At 50.6% G+C, this 16792-nt stretch carries 14 protein-coding genes and 2 other annotated features; all 14 genes read left to right on the top strand.

Features of this window, described 5'->3' with window-relative positions:
- Positions 1 to 70 precede the first annotated feature (70 nt).
- The gene (locus FC49_RS02670) at positions 71 to 1219 is read left to right on the top strand and encodes a cysteine desulfurase family protein (RefSeq protein WP_056984053.1); all 1149 of its coding nucleotides are present in this window, start codon (positions 71 to 73) and stop codon (positions 1217 to 1219) included.
- 19 nt (positions 1220 to 1238) lie between these two features.
- Positions 1239 to 2459 carry a tRNA uracil 4-sulfurtransferase ThiI gene (gene thiI, locus FC49_RS02675; RefSeq protein ID WP_056984055.1) on the top strand — a complete coding sequence of 407 codons (1221 nt, stop codon included), beginning with the start codon at positions 1239 to 1241 and terminating at the stop codon, positions 2457 to 2459.
- Positions 2460 to 2504: 45 nt separating this feature from the next.
- Positions 2505 to 2715: a binding site (T-box leader), on the top strand.
- Positions 2716 to 2795: 80 nt separating this feature from the next.
- A complete protein-coding gene (locus tag FC49_RS02680; protein WP_056984057.1) occupies positions 2796 to 5447 on the top strand; it encodes a valine--tRNA ligase in 2652 nt (883 codons plus the stop codon).
- Positions 5448 to 5530: 83 nt separating this feature from the next.
- The gene (locus FC49_RS02685) at positions 5531 to 6847 is read left to right on the top strand and encodes a bifunctional folylpolyglutamate synthase/dihydrofolate synthase (RefSeq protein WP_056984059.1); all 1317 of its coding nucleotides are present in this window, start codon (positions 5531 to 5533) and stop codon (positions 6845 to 6847) included.
- 48 nt (positions 6848 to 6895) lie between these two features.
- Entirely contained in the window at positions 6896 to 7513 is a 618-nt protein-coding gene (locus FC49_RS02690) for a JAB domain-containing protein (RefSeq protein ID WP_003714370.1), read from the top strand.
- Positions 7514 to 7670: 157 nt separating this feature from the next.
- Positions 7671 to 8672 (top strand): rod shape-determining protein, encoded by a 1002-nt coding sequence (locus FC49_RS02695; protein WP_056984061.1) that lies wholly within the window; start codon positions 7671 to 7673, stop codon positions 8670 to 8672.
- A gap of 145 nt (positions 8673 to 8817) precedes the next feature.
- On the top strand, positions 8818 to 9675 hold the full coding sequence (mreC, locus tag FC49_RS02700) for a rod shape-determining protein MreC (RefSeq protein ID WP_056984063.1): 858 nt from the start codon (positions 8818 to 8820) through the stop codon (positions 9673 to 9675).
- Between the two features lie 5 nt (positions 9676 to 9680).
- Positions 9681 to 10217, top strand: a complete 537-nt coding sequence (gene mreD / locus FC49_RS02705) for a rod shape-determining protein MreD (RefSeq protein ID WP_056984065.1) — start codon at positions 9681 to 9683, stop codon at positions 10215 to 10217.
- A gap of 53 nt (positions 10218 to 10270) precedes the next feature.
- Positions 10271 to 10627 (top strand) — a binding site (T-box leader).
- A 69-nt stretch (positions 10628 to 10696) separates the two neighbouring features.
- Complete coding sequence (locus FC49_RS02710; RefSeq protein ID WP_003714449.1) at positions 10697 to 11338, top strand: amino acid ABC transporter permease; 642 nt, start codon at positions 10697 to 10699, stop codon at positions 11336 to 11338.
- An 11-nt stretch (positions 11339 to 11349) separates the two neighbouring features.
- Positions 11350 to 12024 carry an amino acid ABC transporter ATP-binding protein gene (locus tag FC49_RS02715; RefSeq protein ID WP_003714455.1) on the top strand — a complete coding sequence of 225 codons (675 nt, stop codon included), beginning with the start codon at positions 11350 to 11352 and terminating at the stop codon, positions 12022 to 12024.
- A 20-nt stretch (positions 12025 to 12044) separates the two neighbouring features.
- Entirely contained in the window at positions 12045 to 12893 is an 849-nt protein-coding gene (locus FC49_RS02720) for an amino acid ABC transporter substrate-binding protein (RefSeq protein WP_003714958.1), read from the top strand.
- A 162-nt stretch (positions 12894 to 13055) separates the two neighbouring features.
- Complete coding sequence (gene yfmF / locus FC49_RS02725) at positions 13056 to 14309, top strand: EF-P 5-aminopentanol modification-associated protein YfmF (RefSeq protein WP_056984067.1); 1254 nt, start codon at positions 13056 to 13058, stop codon at positions 14307 to 14309.
- A 5-nt stretch (positions 14310 to 14314) separates the two neighbouring features.
- Positions 14315 to 15613, top strand: a complete 1299-nt coding sequence (gene yfmH, locus FC49_RS02730; protein WP_056984069.1) for an EF-P 5-aminopentanol modification-associated protein YfmH — start codon at positions 14315 to 14317, stop codon at positions 15611 to 15613.
- A gap of 86 nt (positions 15614 to 15699) precedes the next feature.
- Positions 15700 to 16791, top strand: coding sequence for a helix-turn-helix domain-containing protein (locus tag FC49_RS02735; protein WP_056984072.1), 1092 nt, complete (start codon positions 15700 to 15702; stop codon positions 16789 to 16791).
- Position 16792: the final 1 nt, after the last annotated feature.

A 16792-nucleotide genomic window follows, 5' to 3' on the forward strand; every position in this document is an offset into this window, starting at 1 on the left:
TCGAACCAACCCTACCGGTGGTCAAACCGGTTGCTGACCGTCAGATGAAATTATCAGAGGAGCAAATGCAATGATCTATTTTGATAATAGCGCGACGACAAAAATATCTCCTGAAGTTTTGACAACCTATGATACGGTTAGCCAAAAAATTTGGGGGAACCCCAGCAGTCTGCATAACTTTGGTGAAGAGGCCTGGAACTTGTTGGAACAGGCTCGGCAGCAGATTGCTAAGTTAATGGGCGTAAAACCGAGTGAAATTATATTCACAAGTGGTGGCTCCGAGGGGGACAACTGGGTAATCAAGGGGACCGCCCTCGCTAAGCACCGCTTTGGCAAACACATCATTACCACTTCGGTGGAGCACGCGGCGGTACGCAATGCAATGGCTCAGTTAGAAGAGTTGGGCTTTGAAGTTACGTACCTGCCAGTTGACAAGGAAGGGCGGATCAACCCGGCAGATGTCAAGGCCGCCCTCCGTCCCGATACCATCTTGGTCTCCATCATGGCTGTTAATAATGAAATTGGCACTATTCAGCCAATTAAAGAGGTCGGCGAAATTCTCAAGGATTACCCGAACATCCACTACATGGTTGACGCGGTTCAAGCGATTGGCAAGGGCTTAGATGACCTTGTCTTTAGTGACCGGGTCGATTTTGCAACTTTCTCTGGGCATAAATTTCACGCTCCCCGGGGAACGGGCTTTGTCTATGCCAAGAGCGGTCGGAAACTTTCGCCGCTGATTGACGGCGGCGGTCAGGAACGGACGATGCGGAGCGGAACGGAAAACACCCCTGGTGACGTCGCAATGGCCCGGGCCATCCGCTTAGTGAAGGAAAACGAAGCCGCAACCGTTAAAAACGAGCAGGCGATCAAGGAGCGGATTTACGACCACCTCAAGCAGTTCGACCATGTCCGCATCTTCTCTGGCCGCAATGCTGGTTTTGCACCCCACGTGCTTTGCTTTGCAATTGTTGGTGTCCGTGGAGAAACGATTGTCCACGCTTTTGAGGAACAGGGGATTTACATTTCTACCACCAGTGCTTGTTCTTCAAAGAAACACGCCGAAGCCGGGACGTTAGCTGCGATGAAAGTACCGGAAAATGAAGCTACCAGTGCGGTCCGGATTAGTCTTGGTGACCAGAACACCCTGGCAGATGCCGATGAGTTCAACCAAGTTTTGGATCAGCTTTACGCTGGTTTCCAAAAAATTATTGACTAACAACTAAGGAGGTAAACACTTGCAGTACACTGAAATTATGGTGCGCTACGGTGAGCTTTCCACCAAGGGGCACAATAAAAAGTCATTTATTGACCGCTTGGGAAGCAACGTTCGCCATGCCCTACACCGCTTTGAGCAAGTAAAGGTGCACGCCCAGCAAGATCGGCTCCACGTCCAATTAAATGGTGCTGACTACGACGAAGTGATGAAGCACCTGAAGGACGTCTTCGGGATTCAAAACTTTTCACCGTCGATTAAGGTTGAAAAGAGTTTTGAAGCCGTTGCGGCCGCTGCTGAAGCGATGGTAAAGGAACAGGTTACTAAGCCCGTGACTTTTAAGATTGAGACCAAGCGCGCGGACCACCACTTCCCAATCGACACCTTTGAGATGAATAACCGCCTGGGCGGGGACCTGTTAGAGAAGTTTCCAGACAAGCTAAAGGTCGATGTTCACCATCCCGACCTGACGATCCGGGTTGAAATTCGCTTAAACGGGATTTTCCTCTCCAGCGAGACCATCAAGGGTGCTGGTGGGCTCCCGGTTGGAACCGCCGGCAAGGGAATGATGATGCTTTCCGGGGGAATTGACTCGCCAGTGGCCGCCTACTTAGGAATGAAGCGGGGTGTTTCGATGGAAATGGTTCACTTCTTTAGCCCGCCGTACACTAGCCCCCAGGCGCTTGCCAAGGCGAAGCAGCTGACGGAAAAGCTGGCTAAGTACTCCGGTAGTATCAAGTTTATTCAGGTGCCGTTTACCGAAATCCAGGAAGCGGTGAAGGAAAAAGTTCCAGAAGGTTACTTGATGACCGTCCAACGGCGAATGATGCTCCGTTTGGCAACGGCAATTATGGAAAAACGCCACGGCCTGGCAATCTTTAATGGTGAGTCACTGGGCCAGGTGGCTTCCCAGACGATGGAGAGTATGATGGCAATTGAGGACGTGACGAACTATCCCGTTTTACGGCCGGTCCTGTCCTTTGATAAGACGGAAATTATCAAGATTGCCGAAAATATCGATACCTATGACTTATCAATCCTGCCGTACGAAGACTGTTGTACGGTCTTTACGCCGCCGTCGCCGAAGACTAAACCAAGCGTGAAAAAGGCCCGCTTGTACGAACAGCACCTTGATGTTGAAGGCTTGATTCAGCGGTCCCTAGATGGCATTAAGATTACCGAAATCCATCCTGGGGAAGACTTCCTGAACCAAAACGAGGATGTCTTTGCGGAACTTCTGTAAAATTCCTGCTTGACGTCGCTAAGTTATTTAGCTATGATACAAGCATAATAAGCAATGACCGAAAGAGTAGTGAGTCGTGTAGTGCCTAGCGAGGGCCAGTTGGTGAAAGGGCCTGGCTGCTGACTGACGAATGTAGCTCGGGAGCTGATTGGCTGAACCTTTATTAGGCTGATCCGGTTCATCACCGTTACCAAATGAATGAGGGGAGTCATGACTTGACTCAATTTAGGTGGTAACGCGAGCAATCGTCCTATCAGAAATGATGGGGCGATTTTTTTATTAGTCGTGCTTACGAAGATGATGGAGTAAACAAAATGTGAAAGGAGCGATTATACGATGACAAAAGAGATGTCAACTAAGTATGATCCGTCAGCAGTTGAAACTGGCCGCTACCAATGGTGGATTGACCAGGGTCTGTTCAAACCCAGCGGTGACAAGAAGGCCCACCCGTATTCTATCGTGATCCCGCCGCCGAACGTTACCGGGAAACTTCACTTGGGCCACGCCTGGGATACGACCCTGCAAGATATTATTATCCGGCAAAAGCGGATGCAGGGTTATGACGTTCTGTGGATTCCGGGAATGGACCACGCCGGGATTGCCACCCAGGCAAAGGTAGAAGCCCGGTTGCGCAAGCAGGGGATTTCCCGTTACGACCTGGGCCGGGAAAAGTTCGTTCAACAGGTCTGGGACTGGAAGGACGAGTACGCCGACATTATCCACCAGCAATGGGCCAAGATGGGAATTTCTGTTGATTACGACCGGGAACGCTTTACCCTGGATGAGGGGCTGAACAAGGCCGTGCGGAAGGTTTTCGTTGACCTTTACAAGAAGGGCTTAATTTACCGGGGAACTTATATTATCAACTGGGATCCGCAAGCGCGGACGGCCCTGTCGGACATTGAAGTTGTCCACAAGGATGATCAGGGTGCCTTCTACCACGTTAAATACCCGTTTACCGACGGCACGACCTTTAACGGCAAGGACTACATCGAAATTGCGACGACCCGTCCGGAAACGATGTTCGGTGACGAAGCGGTCGCTGTCCACCCTGATGACGAACGCTACAAGGAACTGGTCGGCAAGAAGGTCAAAGTACCGCTGGTTGATCGGGAAATCGAAATCATTGCCGACGAATACGTTACCCCAGACTTCGGAACGGGGATGGTTAAGATTACCCCAGCCCACGACCCGAACGACTTCAAAGTTGGTAAGCGTCACAACTTGCCAGAGCTGAACACGATGAATGAAGACGCCACGATGAACGAAAATGCCGGCAAGTACGAAGGCATGGACCGGTTTGAAGCCCGGAAGGCAATCGTCAAGGACCTGGAAGATCAAGGCTACATGCTCAAAGTAGTGCCAATTACCCACTCTGTTGGTCACTCCGAACGGACCGGGGTCCAAGTCGAAGCGCGCCTGTCGACCCAGTGGTTTGTTAAGATGAAGCCGCTGGCTGAAATGGCACTCAAGAACCAGCAGACGGACGACCGGGTAAACTTTATCCCTGAACGGTTCGAGCACACCTTTACCCAGTGGATGGAAAATATTCATGACTGGGTAATCTCCCGGCAGCTCTGGTGGGGCCACCGGATTCCGGCTTGGTACAACAAGCAGACCGGGGAAGTTTACGTCGGGATGGAAGCACCAAAGGATGCCGAGAACTGGGAGCAGGATAATGACGTCCTCGATACCTGGTTCTCCAGTGCCCTCTGGCCGTTCTCAACGATGGGCTGGCCGGATACTGATTCCGCAGACTTCAAGCGCTACTTCCCAACCAACACCCTGGTTACTGGTTACGACATCATCTTCTTCTGGGTTTCCCGGATGATTTTCCAGTCACTCGAATTTACTGGCAAGGCACCGTTTAAGAACGTCCTCCTGCACGGTTTGATTCGGGATGAACAGGGCCGGAAGATGAGTAAGTCCCTCGGAAACGGGATTGACCCAATGGACGTCATCAAGAAGTACGGGGTGGACGCATTGCGCTGGTTCCTGATTACCGGCTCCACCCCAGGTCAGGATATTCGATTCTCCTACACCAAGATGGACGCTGCCTGGAACTTCATCAACAAGATTTGGAATGCCAGCCGGTACGTAATCATGAACCTTGGTGAGATGCCAGCCCCAGTTCTGCCGGCCAAGGAAAAGTGGGACTTAGCCGACCGGTGGATTCTGAGCCGGCTGAACGCTACGATTGAACAGGTTACCGAAATGTCAGAGAAGTTTGAATTCGGTGAAGTGGGACGGGCCCTCTACAACTTCATTTGGAACGACTTCTGTGACTGGTACATCGAAATGACCAAGGAGAAGCTGAATAACGGGACCGCAGAAGAAAATGCCGACACTAAGAACATTCTTGGCTACGTCTTAGATCAAACCCTGAAGCTCCTTCACCCGATCATGCCGTTCGTAACGGAAAAACTTTGGCAGTCAATGCCGCACGATGGCAAGTCAATCATGGTCGCAGCCTACCCAACGGTTAATGCCGATCTGAATGATCCGGCTGCAACTGAGCAGATGGATAGCCTGATTGAGATGATCAAGGCGGTCCGGAACATCCGGAACGAAGCTAACGCACCGATGTCAAAGCCGGTAGACATCCTGGTTAAGACTAAGGACGCCCACCTGGCCGAGATGCTCAATGCGAACCGCGATTACATTGACCGCTTCTGTCACCCGGCAGAATTAAAGATCGGGGCCGACGTGGAAGCACCAAAGCTGGCGATGTCCAGTATCCTGGCAGGGGCTGAAGTCTTTATCCCAATGGCCGAACTGGTCGACCTGGATGAAGAACGAACCAAGATGGAGAAAGAAATTGCCAAGCTGGAAAAGGAAGTTGAACGTTCCAACAAGAAGCTCGGCAACAAGAAGTTTGTTGAAAATGCTCCTGAAAAGGTCGTTGAAGCCGAAAAGCAAAAGGCCGTTGAGTGGCAGCAAAAACTGGCGGCCGCACAAGATCGCTTGGCCTCATTGCAAGATGCTTAACATTAATTGATGTCCCCAACAAGGCGGTTAACCGGTCAATCGTGACTCGTTGACCGCCTTGTTTTGAATAAAGGAGGATTAAGATGATTTCAACGTATGAAGAGGCGTTGGCTTTTATCCATGGCCGGACGAAATTCAAGAAAATTCCGACGCTCAAGCGGATGCGGCGCTTTTTAAAAGAACTCGGCGACCCGCAGGAGGGCTTAAAGTACATCCACGTCACCGGAACCAATGGGAAGGGGTCGGTCGTGGCGATGATGCGGTCAATGCTGCTGGAAAGCGGCTTGACGGTTGGCAGCTTTACTTCGCCCTTTATTACCCGCTTTAACGAACGAATCGAACTTAATGGCGAACAAATCAGCGACGCGGACCTGGTGCGGCTGACGAACCAGGTCGCCGGGGTAGTGGCTAAACTTGACCAGGCCTTACCCGAGGGGGGACCGACGGAGTTCGAAATTGATACGGCCATTATGTTTTTGTACATGGCGGAAAAACAGCCGGACGTGGTACTGCTGGAAGTTGGCATCGGGGGCCTCTATGATTCGACAAACGTGATCGTTCCCGAAGTCAGCGTGATTACGACGGTCGGCTGGGACCATATGAAGTACTTGGGGAATACTCTGGCGGCAATTGCCACGCAAAAGGCGGGCATTATTAAGGCGGGCCGTCCAGTAGTAGTCGGTCAATTGCCAGCAAGTGCCGCAACCGTGATTAAGCAAACGGCAGTGGCAAAGGACGCCCGCTTGTACACGCTGGATCGTGACTTTACGGTTAAAAAGTCCGCCAACCACCGTTTTTTCGCTCAGATTACTTATTCTGGGTTGGAACTGCACCAGCTTCGGGGACAGTTAGGCCTAGGCGGTGACTATCAGGTGGAAAACGCCGCGGTGGCTCTGACGGCGGTCCAATTATTTCTCACGAGTAACCATTACCCCCTGGACCGGCACGCCTTGCTGACCGGCTTGGCAGAGACGCGGTGGCCGGGACGATTGGAACCCGTTAACGCGGAACCGTTGGTGTTGTTGGATGGGGCGCATAACCTTCCTGGAATCCAGGCACTAGTTAAGACGATTCGTGATGATTTCGCCGACCGGGACGTTTACCTGTTGGTGGCCATTTTGGCCGACAAGCAGTACGAGCTGATGCTTGGTGAGCTGGCGAGCCTTGGGAATGTCCATATCACCGTTACCCACTTTGCGGGACCGGGGCCTAAGCGACCAAGTGCTGACTTGGCCGCGGCTGCCCAGCAGATCAAGGCCCGCTACCCAATTCAAGTTGCCGAACAATGGCAATTGGCTTTTCAGCAGGTAGCTCAGGAACTAAGCAGCGACGACGTTATGATTGTCACCGGCTCACTTTATTTTATTTCAGAAGTTCGCCACCTATTTGATGCAAATTAGGAAAGCAGTCGTATTTATTATTTAGAGCCGAAAAGGAGAATGATAAGTATGACTAACTCAGTTGAAGATCAGTACGTCAATTTACTAGCCCGGAGCATTCCCGCGGCGACAATCAAGCGTAATGAAGAACTTTTTTTGAAGTTTTTAGACTGGTTTCCCAACCCGCTCGCGGTTAAACAGATGTCACGTGCCCAGCGATCCCAGGTCCTGGAGTGGGGCCCGGAAATGCGGGCCTTGATTGCGGGAATTGAGCTTGGAAAACTGGTAGGGAAGAGTCACCCGGAAATTTGCGGACACGCATACTCCAGCGTGACGCTAGGCCAGCAGATGATCGACTACTTTGCGGGTGATGAGCAGGAAAGTGTTGTGATTGCCTGTACTGATGTTCATAATGACGTTATCGACTACAAGACGGTCTTCAAGGGTGGGCAGAGTGAGTGCCTTTTGTATCCTGACCAAATCTTTGCCTATGCACTGCGGCAATCCGCGACCGGAATTGTGATGGTCCATAATCATCCTTCTGGGGACGTCAAGCCCTCTGAACAGGACCTGCGGTTTGCCAAACGACTGGAGCGGGGCAGTCGAATTCTCGGCCTTCAGATGCTGGACTTCCTGATTGTCGGTCAAGAGCAGTACTTTAGCTGGCGGGAAAGTCAGTTAAAGTAATAAAAGGTAAAGAAAGATTTAATTTCCCTAGTGAGGTTTTACCCGGAACGGCTAATAATGTATATTTATGTTCGTATGTGACCCGTGGCTATGGTATAATATCCACGGTATTGAATTCAAAAGATTATCAGTCTTAAAAACGAAGGGAAGAAACAGAGTGCTAGGAATCGGAACCAAAAATTTGGGAATCGATCTGGGAACTGCGAATACGATTGTCTACCTTGAGGGCAAGGGAATCGTACTCCGGGAGCCATCAGTTGTTGCGCGGAATGCTAAGTCCAACGAAGTTATTTCCGTTGGGAGCGACGCCCGTGACATGATTGGCCGGACCCCAGAAAGTATTGTTGCAATTCGGCCGATGAAGGACGGTGTGATTGCTGATTACGATACCACCGTTGCCATGATGAAGTACTACATCAACAAGGCCCTCGGTAATGGGAATGGCAAGCCATACGTGATGGTTTGTGTCCCAAGCGGCATTACGGAAGTAGAAAAGCGGGCCGTAATCGACGCTACGCGGGTTGCTGGTGCGCGTGATGCGTACGTCATCGAGGAACCATTCGCGGCCGCAATCGGTGCCGGTCTTCCAGTAATGGACCCGACCGGGAGCATGGTGGTTGATATTGGTGGTGGGACGACTGACGTTGCTACCATCTCACTGGGGGGAATCGTTTCTAGCCGGTCAATTCGGATGGCTGGTGACAAGATGAACGATGCCATTGCCCAGTATGTCCGGCAAAACATGAACCTCCTGATTGGTGAACGGACTGCCGAAAAGCTGAAGTGGGATGTTGGTTCTGCTTCCGTCGAAGCTGCCAAGGAAATGGGAACGACCGAAGTCCGCGGCCGGGATTTGGTAACCGGTTTGCCAAAGACGATGGAAGTATCCGCTGTGGACGTTTCAACTGCTCTTCAGGACGTTGTCGAAGACATTATTAATGCTATTAAGGGCACGCTTGAGGAAACTTCACCAGAAATTGCCGCGGACGTCATTGACCACGGAATTGTTCTGACTGGTGGGGGAGCCTTGCTGAAGCACCTGCCAGATGTTATCGCGGATGCTACTAAGGTGCCAGTGTTTATCGCTAATGACCCGCTGGACTGTGTAGCCATCGGTACTGGTGAATCACTAAAGAGCATTGACGTAATGAAGAAGTAAGCAAAGAGAAATGATTTTGAGATAGCTGTCAATTGACAGTCAAAGATATATCATTAGATTTGGCTAGTGATAGGCGGGGCTGGTCGCAAAACGATTTGTTTTGTCTAGCCCCCTTTTATTATCTTGCCCACAATGGAGGATTAGCATGCAAAAATTCTTTTCCAATCGTCGGTTGGTGATCATTGTGGTAATTCTGGTTGTTTGTTTTGGCCTTATGGCAGGATCAGTTACCCTCCGCAACCGGCGAAATACACCGCCATTGATTCAGCAGTTTGGCAACGATATCGTTGGCTTTGCTGATAGTGCGGTTGCGCTACCGGTTAACTGGCTGCAAACCAGCTTCAGCTCGGTTAACGATTTGATGAATACCTATTCGGAGAACCGTGAATTAAAGCAGCAAGTGACGGAATTGGCACAGACGAAGGTTCGGGACCAAACGCTTGCTCATGAGAACCAGCAATTGAAGCAGGAACTCAAGCTGGGAAAGTCGATGACTGATTATGATACTGTGACGGCGGCTGTGTTAACACGGACCCCGTCGTCATGGCAGCAGCAGCTGGTCATTAACAAGGGCCAGTCCAGCGGAATCAAAAAGAATATGCCAGTGATGAGTGATGGTGGCCTGGTTGGCCGGATCGTGGAAGTCAACAAGACAAATAGTAAGGTTGAGCTGCTCAGTGACACTAATGAAGCTTCAAGTCGCTTTGCGATTTCTATTGGCGGGAGCAACTACCAACTCGTCAACGGGATTATCACTGGTTATAATGCCGACCGGAATGAATTAGTAATGGGTCAGGTCAGCTCCAAGGCGAAAATCAAGAAGGGGACCAAGGTCGTTACCAGTGGTATGGGTGGCGTTACTCCGAAGGGCCTCTATGTCGGCAAAGTTGCTCGGATCGGCAAGGATGATTACGGCCTTGCCCAGAAGGTGTATATTACGCCGGCTAGCAACTTTAATGACATCAATATTGTTACCGTTGCGGAAAGTACTGCTCGGGAGTGATTGCCATGTACCGATTATCACGATTAAAGTATGTTTTCCCGCTTGGCCTGTTCGTCTGCCTTTTTCTTGATGGTTCATTAAGTCATGTTTGGGCACCGCTGTTTTTCCGCTACCCGTATTCGATGGCGAGTGAGCTGGTTATTCTGTGGCTGGTCTTATCCTACTTCTTTGAAGATGGGATTGAGATCCCGCTGATTCCGTTTGCAATCGCGGCGGGGGTGGTTGCCGATGTTTATATATCAGGAATCCTGGGCTTATACATGGTCCTTTTTCCCTGCATCGTTGCGCTCACCAGGATGCTCGCCCATTATTTTACCCCGTCTTTTTTGACGAACATCATGATTTTCTTTGTTGGTCTCGTGGTGTTTGCGACGGTCAACTACTGGGCCTACTCCCTGATTGGGGTTACCAGTGTCGGCTTTGGTGACTACCTAGCATTCTCACTTGCACCGACCCTAGCGTTAAACCTTGTTTACTTTGTTGTCCTTTACTGGCCAATCCGGTCACTATATTCGTGGGCAACGACAGAAAAAACTATGTAAATTGGCTTGACATTAAAATATAATGAGTGTAGTATCATTTACAATCAATAAAGCAAATGACAATGAACAGACTAGTAAAGTGCTTCTAGCAGCTAAGAGAGTCCAGGCTGGTGGGAATGGACCTGTTAAAGTACTTGAATCACATCTGTGAGTTGACCTTCTGAAGCCTAGTAGGTTGGTCCGGGGTCGCCCGTTACAGCACGGAGTTTATCATAATGAACTCGCTAAGGCCAGTTACCGTGAGGGACTGGCAAGATGAGGTGGAACCGCGGAAACGCCCTCGGAGCCAAATTGGCTCGGGGGTGTTTTTGTTTTCCAGCGAGGTGGGCGCAGACATGATGAACTTACCGAGGCGGGTGCTGTGAAGCGGCCGCAAACTGAGGTGGTACCACGATTGATTCGTCCTCTAGGATCCGGTTGGATTCTAGGGGACTTTTTGTTTAGGGCCATTTGCTGAACACGAGAAGGAGGATAATTATATGTCTTATATTTCATCAATTTTACCGTCATTATTCCAGGGGGCGTCGCTGACCCTGCAAATCTTCTTCTGGACACTGATTGGCTCTTTGCCGCTAGGAATCCTTGTTAGTCTGGGCTTGATTTCTAAGATTCGCCCCCTCAAGTGGATCCTGGAAATTTATGTATGGTTAATGCGGGGGACGCCGCTCTTGCTGCAATTGATTTTTGTCTTCTATGGCCTGCCAATCATTGGAATTGTCTTCCAACGTTATGACGCCGCTCTGGTAGCCTTCATCCTAAACTACGCTGCCTACTTCGCCGAAATCTTTCGGGGTGGGTTCCAGGCAATTGATGAAGGTCAATTTGAGGCGGCCCGGGTATTGCGGTTAAGCTACTGGCAAACCCTGCGCAAGATTGTGATTCCCCAAGTGGTCAAGATCGTCATCCCGTCCATTGGTAATGAAGTAATCAACTTGGTGAAGGATTCATCACTGGTTTACGTAATTGGCCTGGGCGACCTGTTACGGGCCGGGAACGTCGCCACTTCACGGGATGTCACCCTGCTGCCGTTACTGCTGGTCGGCTTGATCTACCTGATTTTAGTTGGGATCTGCACGTTGATTTTGCGGAAGGTTGAACAACGCTACGCATACTTTAAGTAGGAGGAATTGCAATGTTAGAAGTTAAAAATTTAACGAAGAGTTTTGGCAACCGGGTCATCTTGGACAACGTTAACTTGACGGTAAAAGATGGCGAAATTTTAAGCATTGTCGGTCCTTCTGGAGCCGGGAAGACGACCCTGCTTCGTTGCATCACTGGTTTGGAAACGGCGGACAGCGGGCAGTTTTTGGTCGACGGCCAGCCCTTTGATCCTCAGGGGAGCAAGGACACGGACCGGGTGATTGGGGTAGTCTTTCAGGACTACAACCTCTTTCCTAACTTATCCGTTATGGAGAATATTACCCTTGCCCCGACGATGGTTCTGAAGAAGGATACAGCGGTGGCAGTCAAGGACGCTAAGGTTCTCTTAGAAGAATTGGGATTGAGTACGAAGGGTGACCTCTACCCCTACCAGCTATCTGGCGGACAGAAGCAGCGGGTCGCCATTGCCCGGGCACTGGCAATGAAACCGAAAATTCTCTGCTACGATGAACCAACCTCAGCGTTGGATCCCAACCTGCGGCAAGAAGTAGCTAAAATCATCTTGGGGCTGAAGAAAGACGGGATGACCCAACTGGTAGTTACCCACGATTTTGACTTTGCTGATACGATTGCGGACGATATTTTGAAGGTGCAGGCCCTTGATAAGGCCGTAAACCAGGTAGAAGATCTGGGTAAGGACGCTTAAAAGAAAAGAGGAAGAGGCATATGAAAAAGGTTAAGGCAATCTGGCTGCTGCTGATCCTGCTGATCCCCACTTTCTTGCTGGGGGGCTGCGAGAGTGTTACGACCCGGGCCAATACGCAGGATACCTGGTCGCGGATTGAGCGCCGTAAAAAAGTGGTGATTGGCCTAGATGATAGCTTTGTGCCGATGGGTTTTCGCGAAAAGAACGGTAAGCTGGTTGGCTATGATGTGGACCTTGCAAAGGCAGTCTTTAAGCAGTATGGGATTAAGGTTGATTTTCAGACCATTGACTGGTCAATGAAAGAGACCGAGTTGAAGAACGGGACGATTGACCTGCTGTGGAATGGTTATTCCATGAATCCGAGCCGGGAAAAGAAAGTCGCCTTTAGCCGGCCATACCTAGATAACCGGCAGGTCCTGGTAACGAAAAAGAGCAGTCACATTGACGGCTTGAGTGGGATGGCTGGTAAGTCGCTGGGGGTCCAAAATGGGTCTACTGGGGCGGCTGTTCTGGATGCTAAGCCTAAGCTGTTAAAGGATAAAATTAAAAATAAGTCGGCGGTCCTCTATGATACCTTCCCGGACGCCTTTATTGACCTCAATGCCAACCGGATTCAGGGCATCCTAATGGATCAGGTGTATGCCGACTATTACGTTGACCACCAGAAGGACAAGAATGCTTATCAGGTTTACGAGAGCAAGCAGCTGCCGGCAGAATACTTTGGTGTTGGGATGCGGAAAGGTGACAAGACCCTCCGTAAGAAGATCAACCAGGGCTTAGGCCGCCTGCAAAAGGATGGTCAGCTCCGACAGATTAATGAAAAGTGGTTTGGCAAGGACAGTAACTTCCTGGGCCCAGATAGTGAATAGGAATAGGCCTATCAATTCGAAAAAACGACCTCCAGAGTTTGGCAACTGCTGACTCTGGGGGTCGCTTTATGCTCATCGCGGTGGCAGTTTGAATTTGCCTAGCAGATAACGTATCATTAACCCGTATGGAATGGAGTATTTTGGATAGGAAGGATGATATTCATGCGGTATCAATTAACTGATGGGGTCAATTTAGAAGTAATCCCCACGAACAAATTCAATATGAACCAGATCCTAATTAACTTTGCTACGCCGCAAACGGCAGACAATGCAACGGCGCGGAACCTGTTAGCCAACTTACTCGAGACAAGTACGAACAAGTACCCGACGCAGACTGAACTGGCCGACCAGCTAGCAAAGATGTACGGGGCATACGTCAACATGGGGGTTAGCCGGGTCGGCCGGCTGCACTGTGTTCGCCTGAAGGCCAGCTTTGTCAATAATGAGCTGGCTAATGAGGACCTGTTCCAACAACTGCTAGCTTTGATCCAGGAAATGCTGTTTAACCCGCTGGTCAGCGATAACCAATTTGATGAGGCAACGTTTGCGCGGCAGGCAGTTAACTTGCAGAGCACCATCAAGGGCTACTATGACGACAAACAGTTTTGGGCGGCCCGCCGCCTGCTGGACCTTTACTACCGTGATGACTCGGTAATGAAGATTCCGAGTTTTGGCCGGGCCCAGGCGGTCAATCAACTGACACCCGCCAGCGTTTACCAGACCTACCAGCGGATGCTGACTAACGACCGGGTCGATATCTTCTTCCTGGGGAATATTGATGAAGAACAGGTGAAGCAGGCGTTTGCCCAGCTGCCGTTTACGCCCCGGCCGAATGCCGATGCGCAGCCGGAAATTCTGTACCACCAGCCGCTCTACCGGCAGGTTCAACGGCAGGTGGAATACCAACCGGTCAGCCAGGCAAAACTCAACATTGGTTACCAGTTGCCACTGTATAGCGGTACGGAGCTATATTACGCCGGGATCGTCTTTAACGACCTCTTTGGGGGCAGCCCCTTTTCCAAACTTTACGTTAATATCCGTGAACAGGCAGGATTGGCTTATTACGCAGCTAGCCGGTTAATGCCGTTTAATGGGCTCCTGAGTGTCCAGTCAGGGATTGATTCCAAGCGGGCAGTCCAGGTCGAGGGGTTGATTGACAGCCAGTTAGCAGATCTGCAGGCGGGCCGCTTTAGTACGGAACGGTTTACGGAGGTGCAGAATGGGCTAGCTAACCAGTACCTGTCGAGTAATGACCTCGCTGGAAACATTCTCGGCCGGCGACTGACTAACCAGCTCTTAGGCTTGCCTAACCAGGACGAGGCGGCCGCAATTCATGCGGTTACCCGTGAGCAAGTGGTGGCGGTTGCCAAAATGATGAAAAAGCAAGCGGTATACTTATTAAGTGGTGAGAATTAAACTAAATGGAGAATTATCTTTATCGTGAATTTAACCGGTCTGTCTACCGGGAAACACTGGCAAATGGTTTGCGGGTAGAGTTGATGCCGATGGCGGGATTTAACAAAACCTATGCGATTATGACCACCGATTTTGGCTCGGTTGATAACCATTTTATCCCCTACCAGGGGGACGAAGCGGTCCGGGTGCCTGACGGAACGGCCCATTTTTTAGAACATAAGCTCTTTGAAAAGCAGGACCACGACGCTTTCGACCTCTTCGGCGAACTGGGGGCAGACGCGAACGCCTTTACCAGTTTTACCCAGACCAGCTATCTCTTTTCGACGACGAGCCGCCTGCACGAGAACCTCGACGTCCTCCTCGATTTTGTGCAGGAGCCTTACTTTACGGAGCAGATGGTGGCAAAGGAACAGGGAATTATCGGGCAGGAAATTCAAATGTACAATGATGACCCGGGCTGGCGGCTTTACTTGGGGATGCTCGGCAACCTGTACCCGCATGACCCGATGCGGATTGATATTGCCGGAACCGTCGAGTCGATTCGGCAGATTACGCCGTTGACGTTAATGGAATGCTACCGGACTTTTTACCAGCCAGGTAATATGACCCTGCTGCTGGTGGGGAAGCTAGAACCGGCCCAAACCATGACGTGGATTAAAGCCAACCAGCAGCGCCGGTTATTTGCCGCCCAGGAGGCCCCGCAGCGTCTGTTTGAACTGACCGATCCTACTGGTCACGACGTAATTCCGTTCCGTTCTTTGACAATGAACGTTTCCCGCCCGAAAATCATGGTGGGAGTGCGGGGTACGAAGACCTTTGCTAACGGTCGCGACCGCTTGAAGTATAAGCTGGCGGTGGACCTGTTATTGGATATGCTGCTTGATGACACTTCGGCCAACTACCTGCGCCTCTATGATAAGGGGATCATTGATGATTCTTTCGGCTATAGCTATGATATGCAGCGGGGCTTTGACTTTGCGACGATCAGCACGAATACCGAGCAGCTGGAAGAGTTTGCGGATGAAGTGATGGTGATTTTAGAAAATGCCGACCAGGAGCTGGAACAGGCAGCCGACCGGTTTGCTGGAGTAAAGCGGGCTGAAGTGGGCCGCTTGATTAGCCTGCTTGATTCTCCCGAGGCGGTAGGGAATCGCTATGCTGGCCGCCTCTATGATGATGCTAACCTGATGGATGAAATTCGTCTCTTGCAGGAGCTGGAGCTGGCTGACCTGCACCAAGCAGCAACCGACTTCATTATGCCCCAGGCGATGTCAGTCTACCAAATCGTTCCCCAGCACCAGTAAATAAATATTTTCTTAACTTTCACCTGGCAGGCGGCATGATATAATTATCCAGTGAGTAAAACTAAGAGATTAATGGAGATAAGATAATGAGTGAAAACGACAGCGAACAACAAATTCAAATTGGTAAAAAGCTGCGGGAGGCCCGGCAAGCGAAAGGCTACACATTAGACGACCTTCAACAAATCACGAAGATTCAGAAGCGGTACTTGATTGCAATTGAGGATGAAAAATTCGATGAATTGCCAGGTGATTTTTATGTCCGTGCCTTTATCAAGCAGTACGCCAATACGGTTGGCTTAGATGGTAAAGAACTGCTGCGGGAGTACGATGATGACCTGCCTGAAGCAAAGACGGCGGAATACTCTGACCATATTTCCCAAGCAGTGGAAACACGGGCTAGCCAGCGTAAGACCGTCAGCAATAGTGTTTCCAAAGCGCGCCAATATTTGCCAACGGTTATCATTGCCTGTGTAATCGTGGTTGTTTTGGCGGCAATCTGGATTACCGCGATTGCACGGAGCCATCGTGATTCTTCGACGCGGATTGACAATAGTTCCGTATCCGTTTCTGGTGAAAGCCGGAAAAAGGCATCGTCTGCTAAGAAGACCTCGACTAAAACCAGCACGGCAAAGCTGAAACTGACGGAGCAAAGTCGGACCGCAACTGCCGTTACCTATACCGCTGGCAAGCTAAATAAGGCTGTTAACCTGGATGTGCAGACAAGCGGCAGTTCGACGGTTCGGGCCGTGGCAAATAACACTGACACCCTCTTGAGCCGGACTTTGACCGCTAACGGGAAGAGCAGTGTCAAGGTTGCCAAGGGAACGACTTCCCTGGTGATCACCGTTACTAATCCGGCGGTTACGACCATTAAAATTGGTGGGCGGACCATTAACTTTACCAATAGCGGAAAGGCCCAAACGACGCGGACGATTACCATCAACTTTGGTAGCCAGACCGCCAGCTCTTCAAGCACTAATAATACGACCGTGAATAATGGTCAACGGACCACCACTAACAATACGACGACTGCGGTCAACCGGTCGGCAACAACCAACTCCACCACGACGGGAACGTCAAATGCCACGACTGCTAACCGTCAGCAGACGACTACGACCCCGACGACTGGTAATCAGGGAACTACTACTACCGGTGGCCAGCAAACCACCACACGTTAAT

The organism is Limosilactobacillus oris DSM 4864 (assembly GCF_001434465.1).
Classification (GTDB): domain Bacteria; phylum Bacillota; class Bacilli; order Lactobacillales; family Lactobacillaceae; genus Limosilactobacillus; species Limosilactobacillus oris.

What these genes read in the sequence shown, in the direction of transcription:
- FC49_RS02710 (WP_003714449.1), top strand. Translation starts at nt 10,697, where the DNA reads ATGTCTTATATTTCATCAATTTTACCGTCATTATTCCAGGGGGCGTCG.
- FC49_RS02735 (WP_056984072.1), top strand. Translation starts at nt 15,700, where the DNA reads ATGAGTGAAAACGACAGCGAACAACAAATTCAAATTGGTAAAAAGCTG.
- FC49_RS02680 (WP_056984057.1), top strand. Translation starts at nt 2,796, where the DNA reads ATGACAAAAGAGATGTCAACTAAGTATGATCCGTCAGCAGTTGAAACT.
- yfmH (WP_056984069.1), top strand. Translation starts at nt 14,315, where the DNA reads ATGGAGAATTATCTTTATCGTGAATTTAACCGGTCTGTCTACCGGGAA.
- yfmF (WP_056984067.1), top strand. Translation starts at nt 13,056, where the DNA reads ATGCGGTATCAATTAACTGATGGGGTCAATTTAGAAGTAATCCCCACG.
- FC49_RS02715 (WP_003714455.1), top strand. Translation starts at nt 11,350, where the DNA reads ATGTTAGAAGTTAAAAATTTAACGAAGAGTTTTGGCAACCGGGTCATC.
- FC49_RS02720 (WP_003714958.1), top strand. Translation starts at nt 12,045, where the DNA reads ATGAAAAAGGTTAAGGCAATCTGGCTGCTGCTGATCCTGCTGATCCCC.
- mreC (WP_056984063.1), top strand. Translation starts at nt 8,818, where the DNA reads ATGCAAAAATTCTTTTCCAATCGTCGGTTGGTGATCATTGTGGTAATT.
- FC49_RS02670 (WP_056984053.1), top strand. Translation starts at nt 71, where the DNA reads ATGATCTATTTTGATAATAGCGCGACGACAAAAATATCTCCTGAAGTT.
- FC49_RS02685 (WP_056984059.1), top strand. Translation starts at nt 5,531, where the DNA reads ATGATTTCAACGTATGAAGAGGCGTTGGCTTTTATCCATGGCCGGACG.
- mreD (WP_056984065.1), top strand. Translation starts at nt 9,681, where the DNA reads ATGTACCGATTATCACGATTAAAGTATGTTTTCCCGCTTGGCCTGTTC.
- FC49_RS02690 (WP_003714370.1), top strand. Translation starts at nt 6,896, where the DNA reads ATGACTAACTCAGTTGAAGATCAGTACGTCAATTTACTAGCCCGGAGC.